The organism is Cystobacter fuscus, assembly GCF_002305875.1.
In the GTDB taxonomy this organism is placed as follows: domain Bacteria; phylum Myxococcota; class Myxococcia; order Myxococcales; family Myxococcaceae; genus Cystobacter; species Cystobacter fuscus_A.
Genome location: NZ_CP022098.1, coordinates 1,107,434 through 1,121,873, shown reverse-complemented (window position 1 = coordinate 1,121,873; position 14,440 = coordinate 1,107,434). Strand labels below are relative to the sequence as shown.

12 protein-coding genes are annotated in these 14,440 nt (G+C 68.8%); 5 read left to right on the top strand and 7 right to left on the bottom strand.

Annotated elements, in window-relative coordinates; all coding sequences use genetic code 11:
* Positions 1 to 156 precede the first annotated feature (156 nt).
* Positions 157 to 489 (bottom strand): type II toxin-antitoxin system RelE family toxin, encoded by a 333-nt coding sequence (locus CYFUS_RS04700; protein ID WP_157758239.1) that lies wholly within the window; start codon positions 487 to 489, stop codon positions 157 to 159.
* Positions 490 to 730: 241 nt separating this feature from the next.
* Between CYFUS_RS04700 and CYFUS_RS04695 the strand changes: the two genes are divergently transcribed.
* From CYFUS_RS04695 to CYFUS_RS04685, 3 genes are all read left to right on the top strand, one after another.
* Positions 731 to 2,074 (top strand): short-chain fatty acid transporter, encoded by a 1,344-nt coding sequence (locus CYFUS_RS04695; protein WP_095984138.1) that lies wholly within the window; start codon positions 731 to 733, stop codon positions 2,072 to 2,074.
* 75 nt (positions 2,075 to 2,149) lie between these two features.
* Positions 2,150 to 2,656 (top strand): hypothetical protein, encoded by a 507-nt coding sequence (locus tag CYFUS_RS04690; protein WP_095984137.1) that lies wholly within the window; start codon positions 2,150 to 2,152, stop codon positions 2,654 to 2,656.
* 235 nt (positions 2,657 to 2,891) lie between these two features.
* The gene (locus CYFUS_RS04685; RefSeq protein ID WP_095984136.1) at positions 2,892 to 5,381 is read left to right on the top strand and encodes a sodium-translocating pyrophosphatase; all 2,490 of its coding nucleotides are present in this window, start codon (positions 2,892 to 2,894) and stop codon (positions 5,379 to 5,381) included.
* Between the two features lie 103 nt (positions 5,382 to 5,484).
* Here the strand turns inward: CYFUS_RS04685 and CYFUS_RS04680 are convergent, their stop codons facing one another.
* Positions 5,485 to 5,805 (bottom strand): transcriptional regulator, encoded by a 321-nt coding sequence (locus CYFUS_RS04680; protein ID WP_095984135.1) that lies wholly within the window; start codon positions 5,803 to 5,805, stop codon positions 5,485 to 5,487.
* A 70-nt stretch (positions 5,806 to 5,875) separates the two neighbouring features.
* Positions 5,876 to 6,736 carry a fatty acid desaturase family protein gene (locus CYFUS_RS04675; protein ID WP_095984134.1) on the bottom strand — a complete coding sequence of 287 codons (861 nt, stop codon included), beginning with the start codon at positions 6,734 to 6,736 and terminating at the stop codon, positions 5,876 to 5,878.
* A gap of 295 nt (positions 6,737 to 7,031) precedes the next feature.
* Here CYFUS_RS04675 and CYFUS_RS04670 point away from each other — a divergent pair, with 295 nt between their 5' ends.
* Both CYFUS_RS04670 and CYFUS_RS04665 read left to right on the top strand, forming a co-directional pair.
* Positions 7,032 to 7,235: a cold-shock protein gene (locus tag CYFUS_RS04670; RefSeq protein ID WP_095984133.1), complete on the top strand. Its 204-nt coding sequence runs from the start codon at positions 7,032 to 7,034 to the stop codon at positions 7,233 to 7,235.
* Between the two features lie 60 nt (positions 7,236 to 7,295).
* The gene (locus CYFUS_RS04665) at positions 7,296 to 7,868 is read left to right on the top strand and encodes a DUF99 family protein (protein WP_095984132.1); all 573 of its coding nucleotides are present in this window, start codon (positions 7,296 to 7,298) and stop codon (positions 7,866 to 7,868) included.
* A 31-nt stretch (positions 7,869 to 7,899) separates the two neighbouring features.
* On the opposite strand, the gene CYFUS_RS04660 is transcribed toward CYFUS_RS04665, so the two are convergent.
* From CYFUS_RS04660 to CYFUS_RS04645, 4 genes are read right to left on the bottom strand one after another with little or no spacing between them, the layout of a single operon-like run.
* Entirely contained in the window at positions 7,900 to 9,366 is a 1,467-nt protein-coding gene (locus tag CYFUS_RS04660) for a TolC family protein (protein WP_095984131.1), read from the bottom strand.
* A 40-nt stretch (positions 9,367 to 9,406) separates the two neighbouring features.
* Positions 9,407 to 12,529, bottom strand: coding sequence for an efflux RND transporter permease subunit (locus CYFUS_RS04655; protein WP_095984130.1), 3,123 nt, complete (start codon positions 12,527 to 12,529; stop codon positions 9,407 to 9,409).
* A gap of 34 nt (positions 12,530 to 12,563) precedes the next feature.
* Positions 12,564 to 13,664 carry an efflux RND transporter periplasmic adaptor subunit gene (locus tag CYFUS_RS04650; RefSeq protein WP_232537372.1) on the bottom strand — a complete coding sequence of 367 codons (1,101 nt, stop codon included), beginning with the start codon at positions 13,662 to 13,664 and terminating at the stop codon, positions 12,564 to 12,566.
* The gene (locus tag CYFUS_RS04645) at positions 13,661 to 14,431 is read right to left on the bottom strand and encodes a TetR/AcrR family transcriptional regulator (protein ID WP_095984129.1); all 771 of its coding nucleotides are present in this window, start codon (positions 14,429 to 14,431) and stop codon (positions 13,661 to 13,663) included. Before CYFUS_RS04645 ends, CYFUS_RS04650 begins: the two co-directional genes overlap by 4 nt.
* Positions 14,432 to 14,440: the final 9 nt, after the last annotated feature.

Below are 14,440 nucleotides of genomic sequence, written 5' to 3'. Positions count from 1 at the left end.
CCGTCCGCTGGATGACACGTTTCAACCGTCAGCACCCCGCACCTGACATCTCACGGGAGGAAACCGGAGACAGGATGAACGCGGAACGCACCACCCCTCACACGAGGAGCGGTGCGGAGTGCACGAGCGGATGCGAGGCGGGGCCCCGTGGGTGCGTCAGTGGTGTTCGCTCGCGGAGAACGAGTCCGTGCCCGAGAAGAGCGACTCGGTCTCCTCCAGTTCGACGTCGAGCACGGAGACGGTACGGCAGGACTCGTCGACCTCGTAGAGGAGCGCGTGGCCATCCACGATGCAGCGCAGCAGGGGCCGGTCGGTGGCACCGAGCTTCAACCAGAGCGGGTTGAGCGGAGGAGCCACCTCGGCCAACTGGGCGATGCCATCCAGGCGCCGATGAACCTGCTCGACGAGCGCGGGCGGGAGCGCCTTGAGGGTGCTCCACAACTCCACGGGGATATGGACGCGGTAGGCCATTGCCAACCAAGTGGCCATTGTCCCCAAGCGCGACAAGGGGGGGGTTGCGCATTGCCGGACACCTGCAACTTTGTGGGACGCCTGTTGGGATGACCAGAGGACATCTCCGCTCCCGGAAGTGTCCACGGGACGCCAGACGCGGCGCGGCGGCGCGAGGCTCCCCCCGGAGGGGATTTCTCGGAAGACGCGCTGAACCATGCTCAGATGGGGTGCCGGGGGTGGGAACACCCGCCGCTCATCCGTGGGAGCTCGACGTCGCGTGGAAACCCTCGTTCGCATCGCCGAGGCGCTCGGCCGGTTCTCCGCGCGCTACGTGCCCGGCTCGTTCGCCATCGCGGTGCTGCTGTCGCTCTTCACGATGGGGCTGGCGGTGGGGTGGACGGACACGCCCGCGCCGCGAGTGCTGGACGCGTGGGGGGCGGGCTTCTGGGAGCTGTTGAGCTTCTCCATGCAGATGGCGCTGGTGATGTTCACCGGCTACCTGCTGGCGCTCACCCGCCCGGTGCGCGCGCTGCTCGAGTGGCTCGCCGGGCTGGCGCACGGTCCCCGGGGCGCGGTGGTGCTCATGGCCACGGTGTCCATGGGGCTGGCCTACCTCAACTGGGGCCTGTCGCTCGTGGCGAGCGCCATGCTGGTGCGCTTCGTGGTGCGCCGCCGGCCCGAGGTGGACTACCGGCTGCTCGTGGCGTGCGCGTACTTCGGCCTGGGGGCCACGTGGCACGCGGGCCTGTCCGCCTCGGCCCCGCTGCTGGTGGCCACGCCGGGGCACTTCCTGGAGAAGCAGCTGGGCCTCATCCCCATCGAGCGCACGCTCCTGTCGCCCTTCAACCTCGGGCTCACCGCGGTGGTGGTGACGGGGCTCGGGCTGCTGGCCTGGGCACTGCACCCCAGCCCCGAGCGCGCGGTGCGGGTGGACCCCAAGGTGCTCGAGCGCTTCCAGGACTTCGAGCCCCCCGAGCGGCCCGCGGGCCACAGCCCCGCGCTCTGGCTGGATTACGCGCCCGTGCTCACCACGGTGTTCGGCGTGCTGGGGGTGGTGTGGTTCGCGCGCGCGATGTGGCTCGGCGGGGGCTGGAAGGCGCTCAACCTCAACGCGGTGAACTTCCTCTTCCTCACCCTGGCGGTGCTGCTGCATGGCACGCCCGCGCGGCTGCTCAAGGCGAGCGAGGAGGCGGCGAGCGTGCTGCACGGCATCGTGTTGCAGTTCCCGCTCTACGCGGGCATCTACGGCATCTTCAAGGCCACCGGCCTCACCGAGCGCATCGGCCAGCTCTTCGTGTCGCTGTCCACGAGCGCCACCTTCCCCGCCATCGTGTACCTCTACAGCGGCGTGGTGAACTACTTCGTGCCCTCGGGCGGCTCCAAGTGGGCCATCGAGGCGCCCTACCTGCTGGAGGCCGCGCGCACGCTCGGCGTGGCTCCGGAGAAGGTGGTGCTCGCCTATGCCTGGGGCGACATGGCCACCGACCTCATCCAGCCCTTCTGGGCCCTGCCGCTGCTCACGGTGGCCCGGCTCGACTTCAAGGACATCCTCGGCTTTCTCCTGGTCGCTTTTGTCTTCTATCTGCCACTCGTCACCCTGGCCTTTTTCGTCTGGGGTTGAGCAAGGGGGGTTGTCCAGCGCGGGTGTGTCTTGTGCTAGACACCGCCGACACACCCGAACACGGGGGAGAACAACATGGCAGGCACCCTGAAGAAGCTGGCGATGTGCGCGCTGATGGCGTGGGGCGGTGGGGCGATGGCGCAGGACGCGGCTCCGGCGCCCGCCGCCGAGCCGGTGAAGGCGCCGTCGGCCGACGCGGTGCGCGACACCTGGAACTATTTCTACAAGGCGCAGGGCCAGGGCCCGGTGCTGGTGGAGGCCAGGCTGTGCACCGAGGTGGGCAAGGAAGGGCCCAACAAGTTCGAGTGTACCGTGGAGGTGCCCGCCGAGGGCGTCAAGGCCAACACCTCGGTGATGGTGTGGCAGTCCTATCTGGTGCCGCAGGGTGACTCCATCGAGGACCTGATGGTGCAGACCAAGCAGGGCAACGTGGTGCGCGAGACCAAGGACGTGAAGGTCAAGGGCGAGGGCTGGCGCTCCCGGCAGTGGACGGGGGTGCGCCTGAGCAAGGCGGGAGACTGGACCGTCTCCATCCTGCGTGGCGATCAGGTGCTCAAGACCTTCAACGTGAAGGTGCTCTAATCATCACTCCTCCGGGGAATTCGACTTTCCTACCGGGGACGTGATACACGCGGGCCGCCTTCAAGGCGTGCTCTCCGTCCTTGAAGGGCGAGGCTGAGCTGAAGCGTTCGCGGGGGGGGACTTCACGATGACCCACCGCGGGCGGCCAACCCCTCGATTCTCACGTTTTCTTCATCAGCGCGCGCTGGCGGGGAGCGCCACGCGCCACGAGATGAGCTTTGAGGAGTTGCATCGAATGATTCCCACATCCCTCTCCGCCAAGGCCGCCAGGATCCTCGGGTTCCTGGCGGTACTGGCCAGCAGCACTGCCCGCGCGAGCGAGGCGGATCTCATCCTCCCGGACTTCCGCGCCATCACCTTCCTGGGTGGCGCGGTGAACGGGGCCACCCTGCTCATGGTGGGTATCGCCATCTGCATCGTGGGCCTGGTGTTCGGCTTCCTCCAGTTCGCCGCGCTGCGCCGCCTGCCGGTGCACAAGGCGATGCTGGAGATCTCCGAGCTCATCTACGCCACGTGCCAGACGTACCTGGTCACCCAGGGCAAGCTCATCCTCATCCTCGAGGTGCTCATCGGCGCGGTGATGGTGGTGTACTTCGGCTTCCTGCGCCACCTGGAGCCGCTCAAGGTCATCGCCATCCTGGTGGCCAGCCTCATCGGCATCGCCGGCAGCTACGGCGTGGCCTGGTTCGGCATCCGGGTGAACACGTTCGCCAACAGCCGCACGTCCTTCGCGTCGCTGCGCGGCAAGCCCTACCCCACCTACGCCATCCCCCTGCAGGCGGGCATCTCCATCGGCATGGTGCTCGTGTCCGTCGAGCTGCTGCTCATGCTGCTCATCCTCCTGGTGATTCCGGCGGACTACGCGGGCTCGGTGTTCATCGGCTTCGCCATCGGCGAGTCGCTGGGCGCGAGCGTGCTGCGCATCGCGGGCGGTATCTTCACGAAGATCGCCGACATCGGCTCCGACCTGATGAAGATCGTCTTCAAGATCAAGGAAGACGACGCGCGCAACCCGGGCGTCATCGCCGACTGCGCGGGTGACAACGCGGGTGACTCGGTGGGTCCGTCCGCGGACGGCTTCGAGACCTACGGCGTGACGAGCGTGGCGCTCATCACCTTCATCCTCCTGGCGGTGCCCGTGCAGTACCAGGCGCAGCTGCTCGTGTGGATCTTCATGATGAGCAGCGCCATGGTGCTCGCGAGCCTCGGCTCGTACTTCATCAACGGCATCATCCAGGGCGGCCTGTACAAGAACGCCGACCAGATGAACTTCGAGAAGCCGCTCACGGTGCTGGTGTGGCTCACCTCGGGCGTGTCCGTGGTGGTGACGTTCATCGTGTCCTGGCTGCTCATTCCGGACCTGGCGGGGGACAACACGCTGTGGCTGCGCCTGAGCGCCATCGTGACGTGCGGCACGCTCGCGGGCGCCATCATCCCCGAGGCCATCAAGGTCTTCACCTCCACCGAGAGCCGCCACGTGCGCGAGGTGGTGACGGCGTCGCGCGAGGGTGGTGCGTCGCTCAACGTCATCTCGGGTCTGGTGGCCGGTAACTTCTCCGGCTACTGGATGGGCATCATCGTCATGGTGCTCATGGGCGCCGCCTACTACTTCAGCCTCGGCATCCCCAACACGCTGATGATCGCCCCGGCGGTGTTCGCCTTCGGCCTGGTCGCCTTCGGCTTCCTGAGCATGGCGCCGGTGACCATCGCGGTGGACTCGTACGGCCCGGTGACGGACAACGCGCAGAGCGTGTACGAGCTGTCGCTCATCGAGAACGTGCCCAACGTGAAGCAGGAGATCCAGAAGGACTTCGGCTTCGCTCCGGACTTCGACAAGGGCAAGGACTACCTCGAGCAGAACGACGGCGCGGGCAACACGTTCAAGGCCACGTCCAAGCCGGTGCTCATCGGCACCGCGGTGGTGGGCGCCACGACGATGATCTTCTCCATCATCGTGCTGCTGGTGGGCATCACCACGGGCGCCGACGGTCTGCGCTCGCTCGACCCGGCCAACACGGACAAGCTGTCGCTCCTGCACGCGCCCTTCCTGCTCGGCCTCATCGCCGGCGGCGCCATCGTGTACTGGTTCTCCGGCGCCTCCATGCAGGCGGTGTCCACGGGCGCCTACCGCGCGGTGGAGTTCATCAAGGCCAACATCCGGCTGGAGGGAGTGGAGAAGGCGAGCGTGGAGGACTCCAAGCGCGTGGTGGCCATCTGCACCCAGTACGCGCAGAAGGGGATGATCAACATCTTCCTGGGCGTGTTCTGCAGCACGCTGGCGTTCGCCTGCTTCGAGTCCTTCTTCTTCGTGGGCTACCTCATCTCCATCGCCATCTTCGGTCTGTACCAGGCGCTCTTCATGGCCAACGCCGGTGGCGCGTGGGACAACGCGAAGAAGCTGGTGGAAGTGGAGCTCAAGGCCAAGGGCTCGGAGCTGCACGCGGCCACGGTGGTGGGTGACACGGTGGGCGACCCCTTCAAGGACACCTCCTCCGTCGCGCTCAACCCGGTCATCAAGTTCACCACCCTCTTCGGCCTGCTCGCGGTGGAGCTGGCGGTGGAGCTCAAGCAGGCGGGCCACGGGGGCATCACCACGGCCATCGCCGCCGTGCTCTTCGTGGTGTCCTTCGTGTTCGTGTACCGCTCGTTCTACGGCATGCGCATCGAGACCCCGATGTCCGTGCTCACCGGCGAGGCGCCCAAGACGGGCGTGAAGCCGGCCTAGTCACCGGCCCCGGGGCCCTCGCGGCCTCGCTCGAGTGACGAGCGGCGGGAGGCCCCAGGGCTTCCCGCCGCTTCGCTTTTTGGGGGGAACGCGCCGCCCGCGCTCAGCGGATGAGGAAGGCGGGCGGGTCGATGCGGGTGGAGCGGCACTCCGGACAGGAGCCGGGGCGGGACAGGCGCTTGCGGTCGCGGAAGACATAGCCACACGCGACGCACTCGGCGGGCAGCACCGTGAGCGCGGCCCCTCCGGCCTTGAGGGACTTCTCCAGGTGCTCCAGGTGGCCCGCCACGTCCTTCTCGGAGATGCCCACGAGCGAGGACAGCTCCTTGGCGGTGAGGCCCGTCTCGGGCGCCGAGGCCAGCTCCGCCTCCAGGGCTCCACGGACGGTGACGCCTCGGGGGGGCGGAACGAACTCTCGAGTCATGCGCCAGGACCTCCCGGGGCGAAGGCAGGCACGGGGCCCGGCCCCGGAGACCGGGACCCCTGGGGGGAAACTAGGTCGTCTCCGCCGCCGCGATGGGCGCCGGGGACGCCGACGCGGACGCCGGAGCGAAGGTGAGCGGGCGCGCGGGCAGGAAGGGCCGCAGGATGAAGGTGCGGAACATGAAGCCCCACCAGCTCTTCACCAGCAGCTCGGGGTGGATGTTGTGGGCATGCTCGGCGTGCAGCGCGGGCGTCTGCGACCAGTGCACGCCCGGCTTCTGGTGGTGCACCGTGTGATAGCCATTGTTGAAGAGCAGCGCGTTGAGCACCGGGGAGACGAAGTTGCGCGAGTGATTCCAGGCACTGCCCGTGTCCACCTCGATGTGCTGCACGTAGTTGAACACCTGGATCATGAACAGCGAGAACTGCTGGGGGATGACGAAGAAGAGCAGCGCCTTGCGCCAGTCGAGCACCAGCAACACCGCCATGATGCCGAAGTACACGACGAACTCGGAGAACGCCCAGGCGAAGGCCTTCTTGTCGCGCTGGTAGAGGTTCTTCATGTAGGCGGAGATCTCCGGCGCCTGCTCCAGGCCCGTGAGCGTGGGGTAGACGAGCAGCGACAGCAGGTGGTTCTTCTTGAAGAACTTGGGGCCGCGCGAGGTGTCACCCTCGGCGAAGTTCAGCTTGTGGTGCGTCTGGTTGTGGGTGGGCACCCAGGCCACCGTCGGCGTGCCGTAGTAGAGCGCGAGCACGTAGTTGGTGAACGTGTTGGCCGGCCTCCACTTCCAGATCCCCAGGTGGTTGTGATTGTGGCTGATGACCGCCACCGTGACCCCCATGAAGAGGCCCAGGGCGTAGAGCACCGGGTACACTCGATCCAGGTTCCACTGCAGGATGGACAGGCCCACGGCGAGCGCGAGGTAGGCCACGGTACGGCGATCAGCGGTATAGCGAAGCAGAGGATGCCTCCTCGAAAAAGGGTGAGAGGGTGGAAAAACCGCGCGGACTGTACCGTGCGTGAACCGAAAAGGCTCGAAGTCGCTCCCCCGTGCGCTGTCCCGGCAACTCTCGAGGCGCGGGAGTTCATCCCCGTACTGTTCGAGTTACAACAATCTTTCCTTCTTCTCTCGACTTTTGGATCCGGACGGACTACGCCAATGATCCGGCTCAAGTCCGAGTCGAGCAGGCGGCTCCACCCGTCTGGTGACGAAAGAAGAACGAATTATGGCAACCGGTGTGGTCAAGTGGTTCAATGACGCGAAGGGCTTCGGGTTCATCACGCAGGACGGCGGTGGCGAGGACGTGTTCTGCCACCACACCGCCATCCAGGCGGAAGGCTTCCGCAGCCTGCAGGAGGGCCAGCGGGTGTCGTTCGATGTGACGCGCGGCCCCAAGGGCCTGCAGGCGCAGAACGTGCGTCCGGTCTGATTCCCACTGCGTGGGATTCCTGGAGCCTGACCTCGACCGGGGTCGGGCTCTTGTTTTTTCATGACTCCGCGTCTGCCGCCCCTGCCCCGAGTCGTGGGATTCGACGATGCCCCCTTCGCGCGGCGCGTGGGTGCGCGTGTCTGTCTCGCGGGCGTGGTGTGCGCGGGGACGCGCTTCGAGGGACTCGTCTGGGGCCAGGTGCGGCGCGACGGGTGGACGGCGACGGATGAAGTGTGCCGGCTGCTGGTGGGCGGCAAGTTCCTGCCCCAGCTCCACCTGGTGCTGCTGGATGGGCTCGCCTTCGGCGGCTTCAACCTGGTGGACCTGCCCCGCCTGGCGCACACGCTCGGCAAACCCTGCGTGGCGGTGATGCGGCGACCGCCAGACCTGGACGCCGTGGAGCGGGCGCTGCGACACCTGTCGCGACCCCAGGCGCGTCTGCAATTGCTGCGGCGCGCGGGTCCCATCCATCAGCGCGGCGGCTTCACCTTCCAGGTCCAGGGCGCGGAGCCCGAGTGGGTGGAGGAAGCACTCCAGCGCCTCACGGACACCGGCCGCGTGCCGGAAGCACTGCGGCTGGCCCACCTCATCGGCTCGGCGGTGATGACCGGGGAGAGCACCCGGCGCGCCTGAGCGTCCCCGGTGTCCCGGGGACGCGTGGGGCTCACCGGGGCGAGGGGGCGGCGTCGTCCGGCTCGAGCGAGGCGGCGATGCGGCCCGCGGCGGCCGCCAGCTCCACGCGGCGCACCTCCAACTGGGAGCGGGCCTGGGCCGCGCTGCTGGCGGCGAGGAAGCGGCGGTTGTCCGCGTCCGACATCTCCAGGCTGGTGGCCACGCCGGCCTTGTAGCCGGCGGCCACCTGCTGCTGCACCCGGGCGGCGAGCTGCGCCTGGGACTCGGCCTGGGTCAGCGCCACCCGCGCGGCCTCCAGGTTGGCCTGGGCCGCCACCCAGTTGGCGTGAGCGCGGGCCCGCGCCGACTCGTACTGCGCCCGGGACTGGGCCAGACGCGCCTCGTCCTCGTGCAGGGCCGCGTAGCGCTGGCCCCGGTCGTACAGCGGCAGGCTGGCCGCGACGGACAGCTCGTAGGAGGTGTTCTGCCCGGTGAAGCCCGTGTTGGAGTTGTAGAGGCCCCGGCCCTGGGCGACGACGCTCGGCAGCCACGAGAAGCGGTCATACGTCACCTTGCCCTCGTTGGCGCGCACCGCCAGCTCCGCCGAGCGCACCGCGTAGGTGTCCTCCCAGGGCCGCTGGTCCTCGGAGGGAATCCGCCAGGAGGTGTCGGAGTTCTCGAGCGGCACCGGCTGCACGGGCTCGCCCACCAGGGCGCCCAGGAGCGCGAGCAGTTGCGTGTACTGGCCGGACAGCTGCGCCAGTTGCACGCGCGCCTGGGCCGTCTCCGTCTGGGCCCGCAGGAGCGCCGCCTCCACCGTCATGCCCACGTCGAGCTGCGCCTTGGACTCGGCCTCGCGCTGGAGCGCCACCGCCTCCGCCTCGCGCGCCGCCGCCGTGAGCTGGACGATTCCCTGCAAGCCCAGGTACGTGCGCGCCACCGCCAGCAACACCTGCTCACGCGCCTCGAGGGCTCCCAACTCGGCCGCCTGCGCGCCCGCCCTGGCCGGACCGATGAGGAAGGCCCCCGCGGGAGTGAAGAGCGGCTGGGAGATCTGCACCGTCGCGTAGCGCGAGTTCTCCGCGGTGATGACCACGGGGCCCGGGATGATCTGCGGGTTGACGGGCTGAAGCGCGAAGACGCCTCCCATCAACTGGATGATGGAGCCCAGGTCGAACTGCGCCGGAGCACTGGAGTGGACGAACTGCGCGCTGACCGTCAGCTCGGGCTGCCATGCCGTCCAGGCGCGGTTGACGCCCGCGGCGGCCACGGCGGCCTGGGCCCGGGCGGCGACCACGTCCGGGCTCTGCTTCGCGGCGAGAATGAGCGTCTCGCGCAGCGTCGCGGTGCGCAACGTGCCCGGAGCGGGGGACTCCCCGGCGGCGGGCGGGGCGGAGGGCTGCTGCTGGGTGGGCGCGTCCGAAGGCGTCTGGGCGAGCGCGCCGAGCGGAGACAGGGAGGCCAGCAGCAACAGGGAGAGGGGGCGCCGGAGGGAGCCGGCGGAGCGTCGGATGGACATAGGGAACGCAGGGGAGATGACGGGGGACGACCCGCCGCGCTCAGGCGGCCTGGTCGCTGTGCTGCCTCGGCTCGGGAATGGGGAGGACCGGGGCGTCGGCCGGCTTCGGAGCGCGCTTGGAGAAGCCCAGGCGCTCCATGGCCGCGAAGACCACGGGGACCACCAACAGCGTGAGGAAGGTGGAGGTGATGACGCCGCCGATGACCGCGATGGCCATGGGGGCGCGGAACTCGGAGCCCACGCCCTGACCGATGGCGGTGGGCACCATGCCGATGGCCATGGCGGCGCTCGTCATGAGGATGGGACGCAGCCGGCGTGGCCCCGCCTTCATGAGCGCCTCGTCCACCGTGGCGCCCTCGCGCAGGTACTGCAGCGCGCCGTCCACCAGGAGGATGGCGTTCTTCGTCACCAGGCCCATCAGCAGGATGATGCCAATCATGGCGCCCATGGAGACGTGGAAGCCGCCGAAGTACAGGCCCAGCAGCGCGCCCACCAGCGCCAGCGGCAGCGACACCATGATGGTGAAGGGATGCTTGAAGGACTCGAACTGGCTGGCGAGCACCATGTAGATGAAGACGAAGGCCAGGATGAACGCCGAGCCGAAGGCGTCGTTCTGCTCGGTGAGCATCTTCATCTGCCCGTCGTAGATGAGCGAGTAGCCCGCGGGCAGCGGCTGCGCCTCCACCTTCTGACGGAACTTCGCCGCCACGTCGCCCAGGGGCGCGTCCTGGAGCTGGGCATAGACGGCGATCTGCTTCTGGCGGTTCTCGTGCTCGATGACGCTCGGGCCGTCGCGCAGCTCCACCTTCGCCACGTCCGACACCGGCACCATGCCCCGGGGCGTGGCGAGCTGGAGCTGACTCACGCGCTCGGGCGTGTCGCGGTCGCGCGAGGACAGGCGCACGCGGATGTCCGTCTCGTCCACGCCCTCGCGCAGCTTGGCCGACACGTCACCGCCAATGGCCAGCCGCATCTGCATGGCCAGCGCCGCGGCGCTCAACCCCAGGTCCTTGGCGCGCGCCCGGTCGATCTCGATCGCCAGCTCGGGCTTGGGCGGGTTGAAGTCCACGCGGATGTCCACCGTGCCGGGAATGTCGTGCAGCATCCCCGCGATGCGCTCGGCCTCCACCTTGAGCTGCGACAGGTCCGGGCCGGTGACGCGCACGATGATGGGATAGAAGTCACCACCGAGCCCATCGATGATGGGCGGATCCATCATCAGCACGCGGGTGGCCACCAGCTCGGGAACGAGCCGGGTCCGCGCGTCCTCCTTGATGGCCTGGATGCCCCGGGTGCGCGCGTGCTTCTCCGTGGTGAGCACCCGGATGCGCGCCTTGTTGACGTCGCCGTTCTCTCCCACGATGGAGTAGATGTCCGTGACCTCGGGGATCTCACGCAGCAGCTTCTCCGTCTGCTCCACGCGCTTGCCCGTCTGCTCCAGGTTGGAGGAGTCCGGCAGGATGAGCTGGACGAAGAACTGCGAGCGATCCTCCGGGCTCATGAACTCCATACCCAGGCTGCGCGCGGCCCCGAAGGACAGCACCATCGCCACCAGGGTGATGCCCATGGTGGCCCACTTGTGGTCCAACACCCAGCGGAGGATGCGCGAGTAGACGCGCTCGCTGCCATCCAGGAAGCCACGGATGGAGCGCGCCAGGGCGTTCTCCTGGTGATGCTCGCCGGCCTGGCGCTGCTTCGCCAGCCGCGCGGACAGCATCGGATCCAACGTGAAGGAGATGAAGAGCGAGATGAGCACCGCCACCGAGATGGTGATGCCGAACTGCTGGAGGAACTGGCCCACCATGCCGGGCATGAAGGCCACCGGGACGAACACCGCCACCAGCGCGAGCGTGGTCGCGAGCACCGCGAGTCCCACGTCCTTGGTTCCATTGGACGCGGCGGACACCGGATCCTCCCCCTGCTCCAACCGGTGGGTGATGGCCTCGCGCACCACCACCGCGTCGTCGATGAGCAGACCGATGGCGAGCGAGAGCGCCAGCAGCGTCATCTGGTTGAGCGAGTAGTTGAGCAGGTACATCACGAAGAACGTGCCGATGACCGAGGTGGGCAACGCCAGCGACGAGATGAAGGTGCCGCGCGGATCCAACAGGAACATCAGGATGATGAGCACCGCCATCGCGCCACCGAACACGAGGGCGATCCACACCTCGTGGGCGTTCTCGCGGATGGGCACCGACTGGTCGATGAGCAGCGTGGTCTTGAACTCGTGGCCCAGCGTGGGGACGAGCTTCGTCATCGCCGCCTTCACCGCGTCACTCACCGCCACGGTGTTCGAGCCCGGCTGCTTGACGATCTCCAGGATGACCGCGTCCTGGCCATTGAGGCGCGTCGTGGTGCGCCGCTCCTCCGCGCCGTCGGTGACGGTGGCGATCTCCTCCAGCCGCACCTGCGCTCCCGTGCGGCTCTGGGCCACCGGCAACTGCCGCAGCTCCTCCACGCTCCGGAACTGTCCGAGCGAGCGCACCGTCAGCTCCGTGGAGCCGAGCTGCAACCGACCCGCGGGCAGGTCCAGGTTCTCCGAGCCGATGCGCTGGCCCACGTCCATGGGAGACACACCCACCGCGCGCGCCTTGTCCAGGTCGATGTCCACCTGGATCTCCCGCACGTCACCACCGTTGATGCGCACGTCGGCCACGCCCTCGAGCTGCGCGAGCGCCGGCTTGAGCTGGTCCTCGATGAGCTTGCGCACCGTGCGCGAGTCGGCCTGCGCGCTCGCCGCGTAGGTGAGCACCGCCACCGCCGACAGGTCCACGCGGCCAATCACCGGCGCGTCCGCGTCGGAGGGCAGCCGGTTGGACACGCCCGACACCTTGTCGCGCACCTCCTGCACCGCCCGGTCCAGGTTCGTGGACAGCTTGAACTGCACCACCACCGTGCCCACGTTCTCGCGGCTGAAGGAGTGGATCTTGTCCACGCCGTTGATGCCCGCGACGGCATCCTCGATGGGCTTGATGACCTGGGTCTCGATCTCCCCGGGGCCCGCGCCCTTGTAGATCGTATTGACGACCACCACCGGAATGGACACGTCCGGGAAGAGGTCGGTGCCCAGCCGGGAAAAGCCCATCACCCCGAGGACGATGAGGCAGAGGGACATCATGGCCGTGAAGACCGGCCGACGGATGGAGACGTCGCTGAGGAACATGGGGGGACGCTCGAGAAGGCGTGCGGCGGGAGGACTACTTCACGGAGACGCGCGTCCCCTCGGCGAGGGAAGGCGTGAGGTATTCGACGACCTTGTCCAGCGGCGCGGCGGCCTTCACCACCACCTCGCGCACCCCGCGCTCGAGCACCTGGACGTCCACGCGGCGCACCTCGCCCGAGGGCGTCACCACGAACACGTGGTCTCCCCCGGAGGAGGACAGCGCGCTCGTCGGCAGGGCATGGGCCTCCTCCGCCTCGCCCAGCGGCAGCACGACGCGCGCCAGGGTGTTGGCCACGAAGCGGCCGTCCTTGTTCGGCACGAGGATGTCCACCGGGATGCGGCGCGTGGCCGGGTCCGCCGAGGGGATGACGGTGCGGATGACGGCCTCGTCCGTGAAGGTGCTGCCGCCGATGACCTCCACGCGCACGCGGGTGCCCGGCTTGAGGCGCGCGCGCGTGGACTCGGCCACCGTCGTCTTGAGCAGCAGCGTGCCCACGTTCTCCAGGGAGAAGAGCGCCACGCCCGGACCCACGATGGCGCCCACCTGCTCGGGCGCGTCGGTGACGGTGCCGGCGAAGGGCGCCTTGAGGTCATGCCGGCGGCGGCCCGCCTGCGCCTGGGCGAGCTGCGCGCGGGCGGCGAGCAACTGCGCCTCGGCCTGACGCGCCTGGGTGCTGGAGGTGCGGTTCTGCAGGTCGCTCACGTTGCCCTGCTGCTGCAGCTTCGCGTTGCGCTCGGCCACGTCCGTGGCCATGGCGGCGCTCACCTCGGCGGCCGCCACCGAGGCCTGCGCCTGGGCGAGCTGGGCATCGGAGATCTCCGGGTTGAGCTGACCGAGCGTCTGGCCCTCCTGCACCGTCTGGCCCTTCTTCACCCGCACCTTCTCCAGCCGGCCTCCCACCTCGAAGCCCACCTGCAACGCCTGGGAGGGGAAGAGCGTCCCCGTCACCTCCTCGCGAGGCGTGCTGCGCACGGCGCGCGGCGCGGCGAGCGTCACCGACTGGAGGCCCGGCGTGGCGGCCGGAGTCGCGGGCGTCTGGGCCGCGTCCGCGCGGCAGCCCGAGAGGGACAACGAGGCGGCGACCATGCCCACGGCGGCGAGCCCGGCGACGAGCGGCGTCCTGAAGAGTTTCACGATCCTGACCTCGGGGTACTGCGAGTGCGGGAAAGCGCGCGGGACGGGGCCCGGCGCGAAGAAGTCGAAGGCTGCGGTGGCGGCGCACGCGGCGGCTCCACCAGGGCGGCCTCGTCACACCGGGGCACGCAGCCCTCGCGGATGAGCAGGTGGATGGAGTTGGCCCAGGCGGCCAGGTCCGGCTTCTCCTGCATCTGGCTCATTCGCTGCGCCAGCAACACGTAGGTGCCGACGATGAGCGAGCCGATGACCTCGGAGGGCACGTCCGAGCGCAGCGCGCGGCCGGACTGCAAGCGCCGGAACTCCTGGGCCACCCGCGACACCTCGCGGTCCACGAAGCCCCACATCAAGGACTCGAAGTCCGTGCCCTGGCTGCCGCGCATGAGCACCTGCATCACGTCACGGTAGGACCACATCAGCTCGAGCGTGCGCAGGTCCCCCTCGGCGCTCATCGCCAGCAGGCGCTCGTAGCGCGCGGAGCGCTCGGACACGTCGCGCGCCTCCACCGCTCCCTGCTCGGCGAAGAACCGCTCCGTCTCCTCGCGCCGCTGGTCGATGAGGCCCTGCAGCGCGGACATGAACTCGCCGAGCACCTCCCCGAAGAGGGCCTCCTTGGACGTGGCGTGCAGATAGAAGGCGCCCTTCGAGAGTCCGCACGCGGCGGTGATGTCCTCGATGCGCGCGCCCTTCAGCCCCTTCTTCATGAACTCCACCCGGGCGGCGGCGATCAGTGCTGCTCGGGCGTGAGGATCCGCGGGACGGGCCATAGATGGCCG

What these genes read in the sequence shown, in the direction of transcription:
- CYFUS_RS04700 (WP_157758239.1), bottom strand. Translation starts at nt 489, where the DNA reads ATGGCCACTTGGTTGGCAATGGCCTACCGCGTCCATATCCCCGTGGAG.
- CYFUS_RS04690 (WP_095984137.1), top strand. Translation starts at nt 2,150, where the DNA reads ATGGCAGGCACCCTGAAGAAGCTGGCGATGTGCGCGCTGATGGCGTGG.
- CYFUS_RS04685 (WP_095984136.1), top strand. Translation starts at nt 2,892, where the DNA reads ATGATTCCCACATCCCTCTCCGCCAAGGCCGCCAGGATCCTCGGGTTC.
- CYFUS_RS04680 (WP_095984135.1), bottom strand. Translation starts at nt 5,805, where the DNA reads ATGACTCGAGAGTTCGTTCCGCCCCCCCGAGGCGTCACCGTCCGTGGA.
- CYFUS_RS04670 (WP_095984133.1), top strand. Translation starts at nt 7,032, where the DNA reads ATGGCAACCGGTGTGGTCAAGTGGTTCAATGACGCGAAGGGCTTCGGG.
- CYFUS_RS04665 (WP_095984132.1), top strand. Translation starts at nt 7,296, where the DNA reads ATGACTCCGCGTCTGCCGCCCCTGCCCCGAGTCGTGGGATTCGACGAT.
- CYFUS_RS04660 (WP_095984131.1), bottom strand. Translation starts at nt 9,366, where the DNA reads ATGTCCATCCGACGCTCCGCCGGCTCCCTCCGGCGCCCCCTCTCCCTG.
- CYFUS_RS04655 (WP_095984130.1), bottom strand. Translation starts at nt 12,529, where the DNA reads ATGTTCCTCAGCGACGTCTCCATCCGTCGGCCGGTCTTCACGGCCATG.
- CYFUS_RS04645 (WP_095984129.1), bottom strand. Translation starts at nt 14,431, where the DNA reads ATGGCCCGTCCCGCGGATCCTCACGCCCGAGCAGCACTGATCGCCGCC.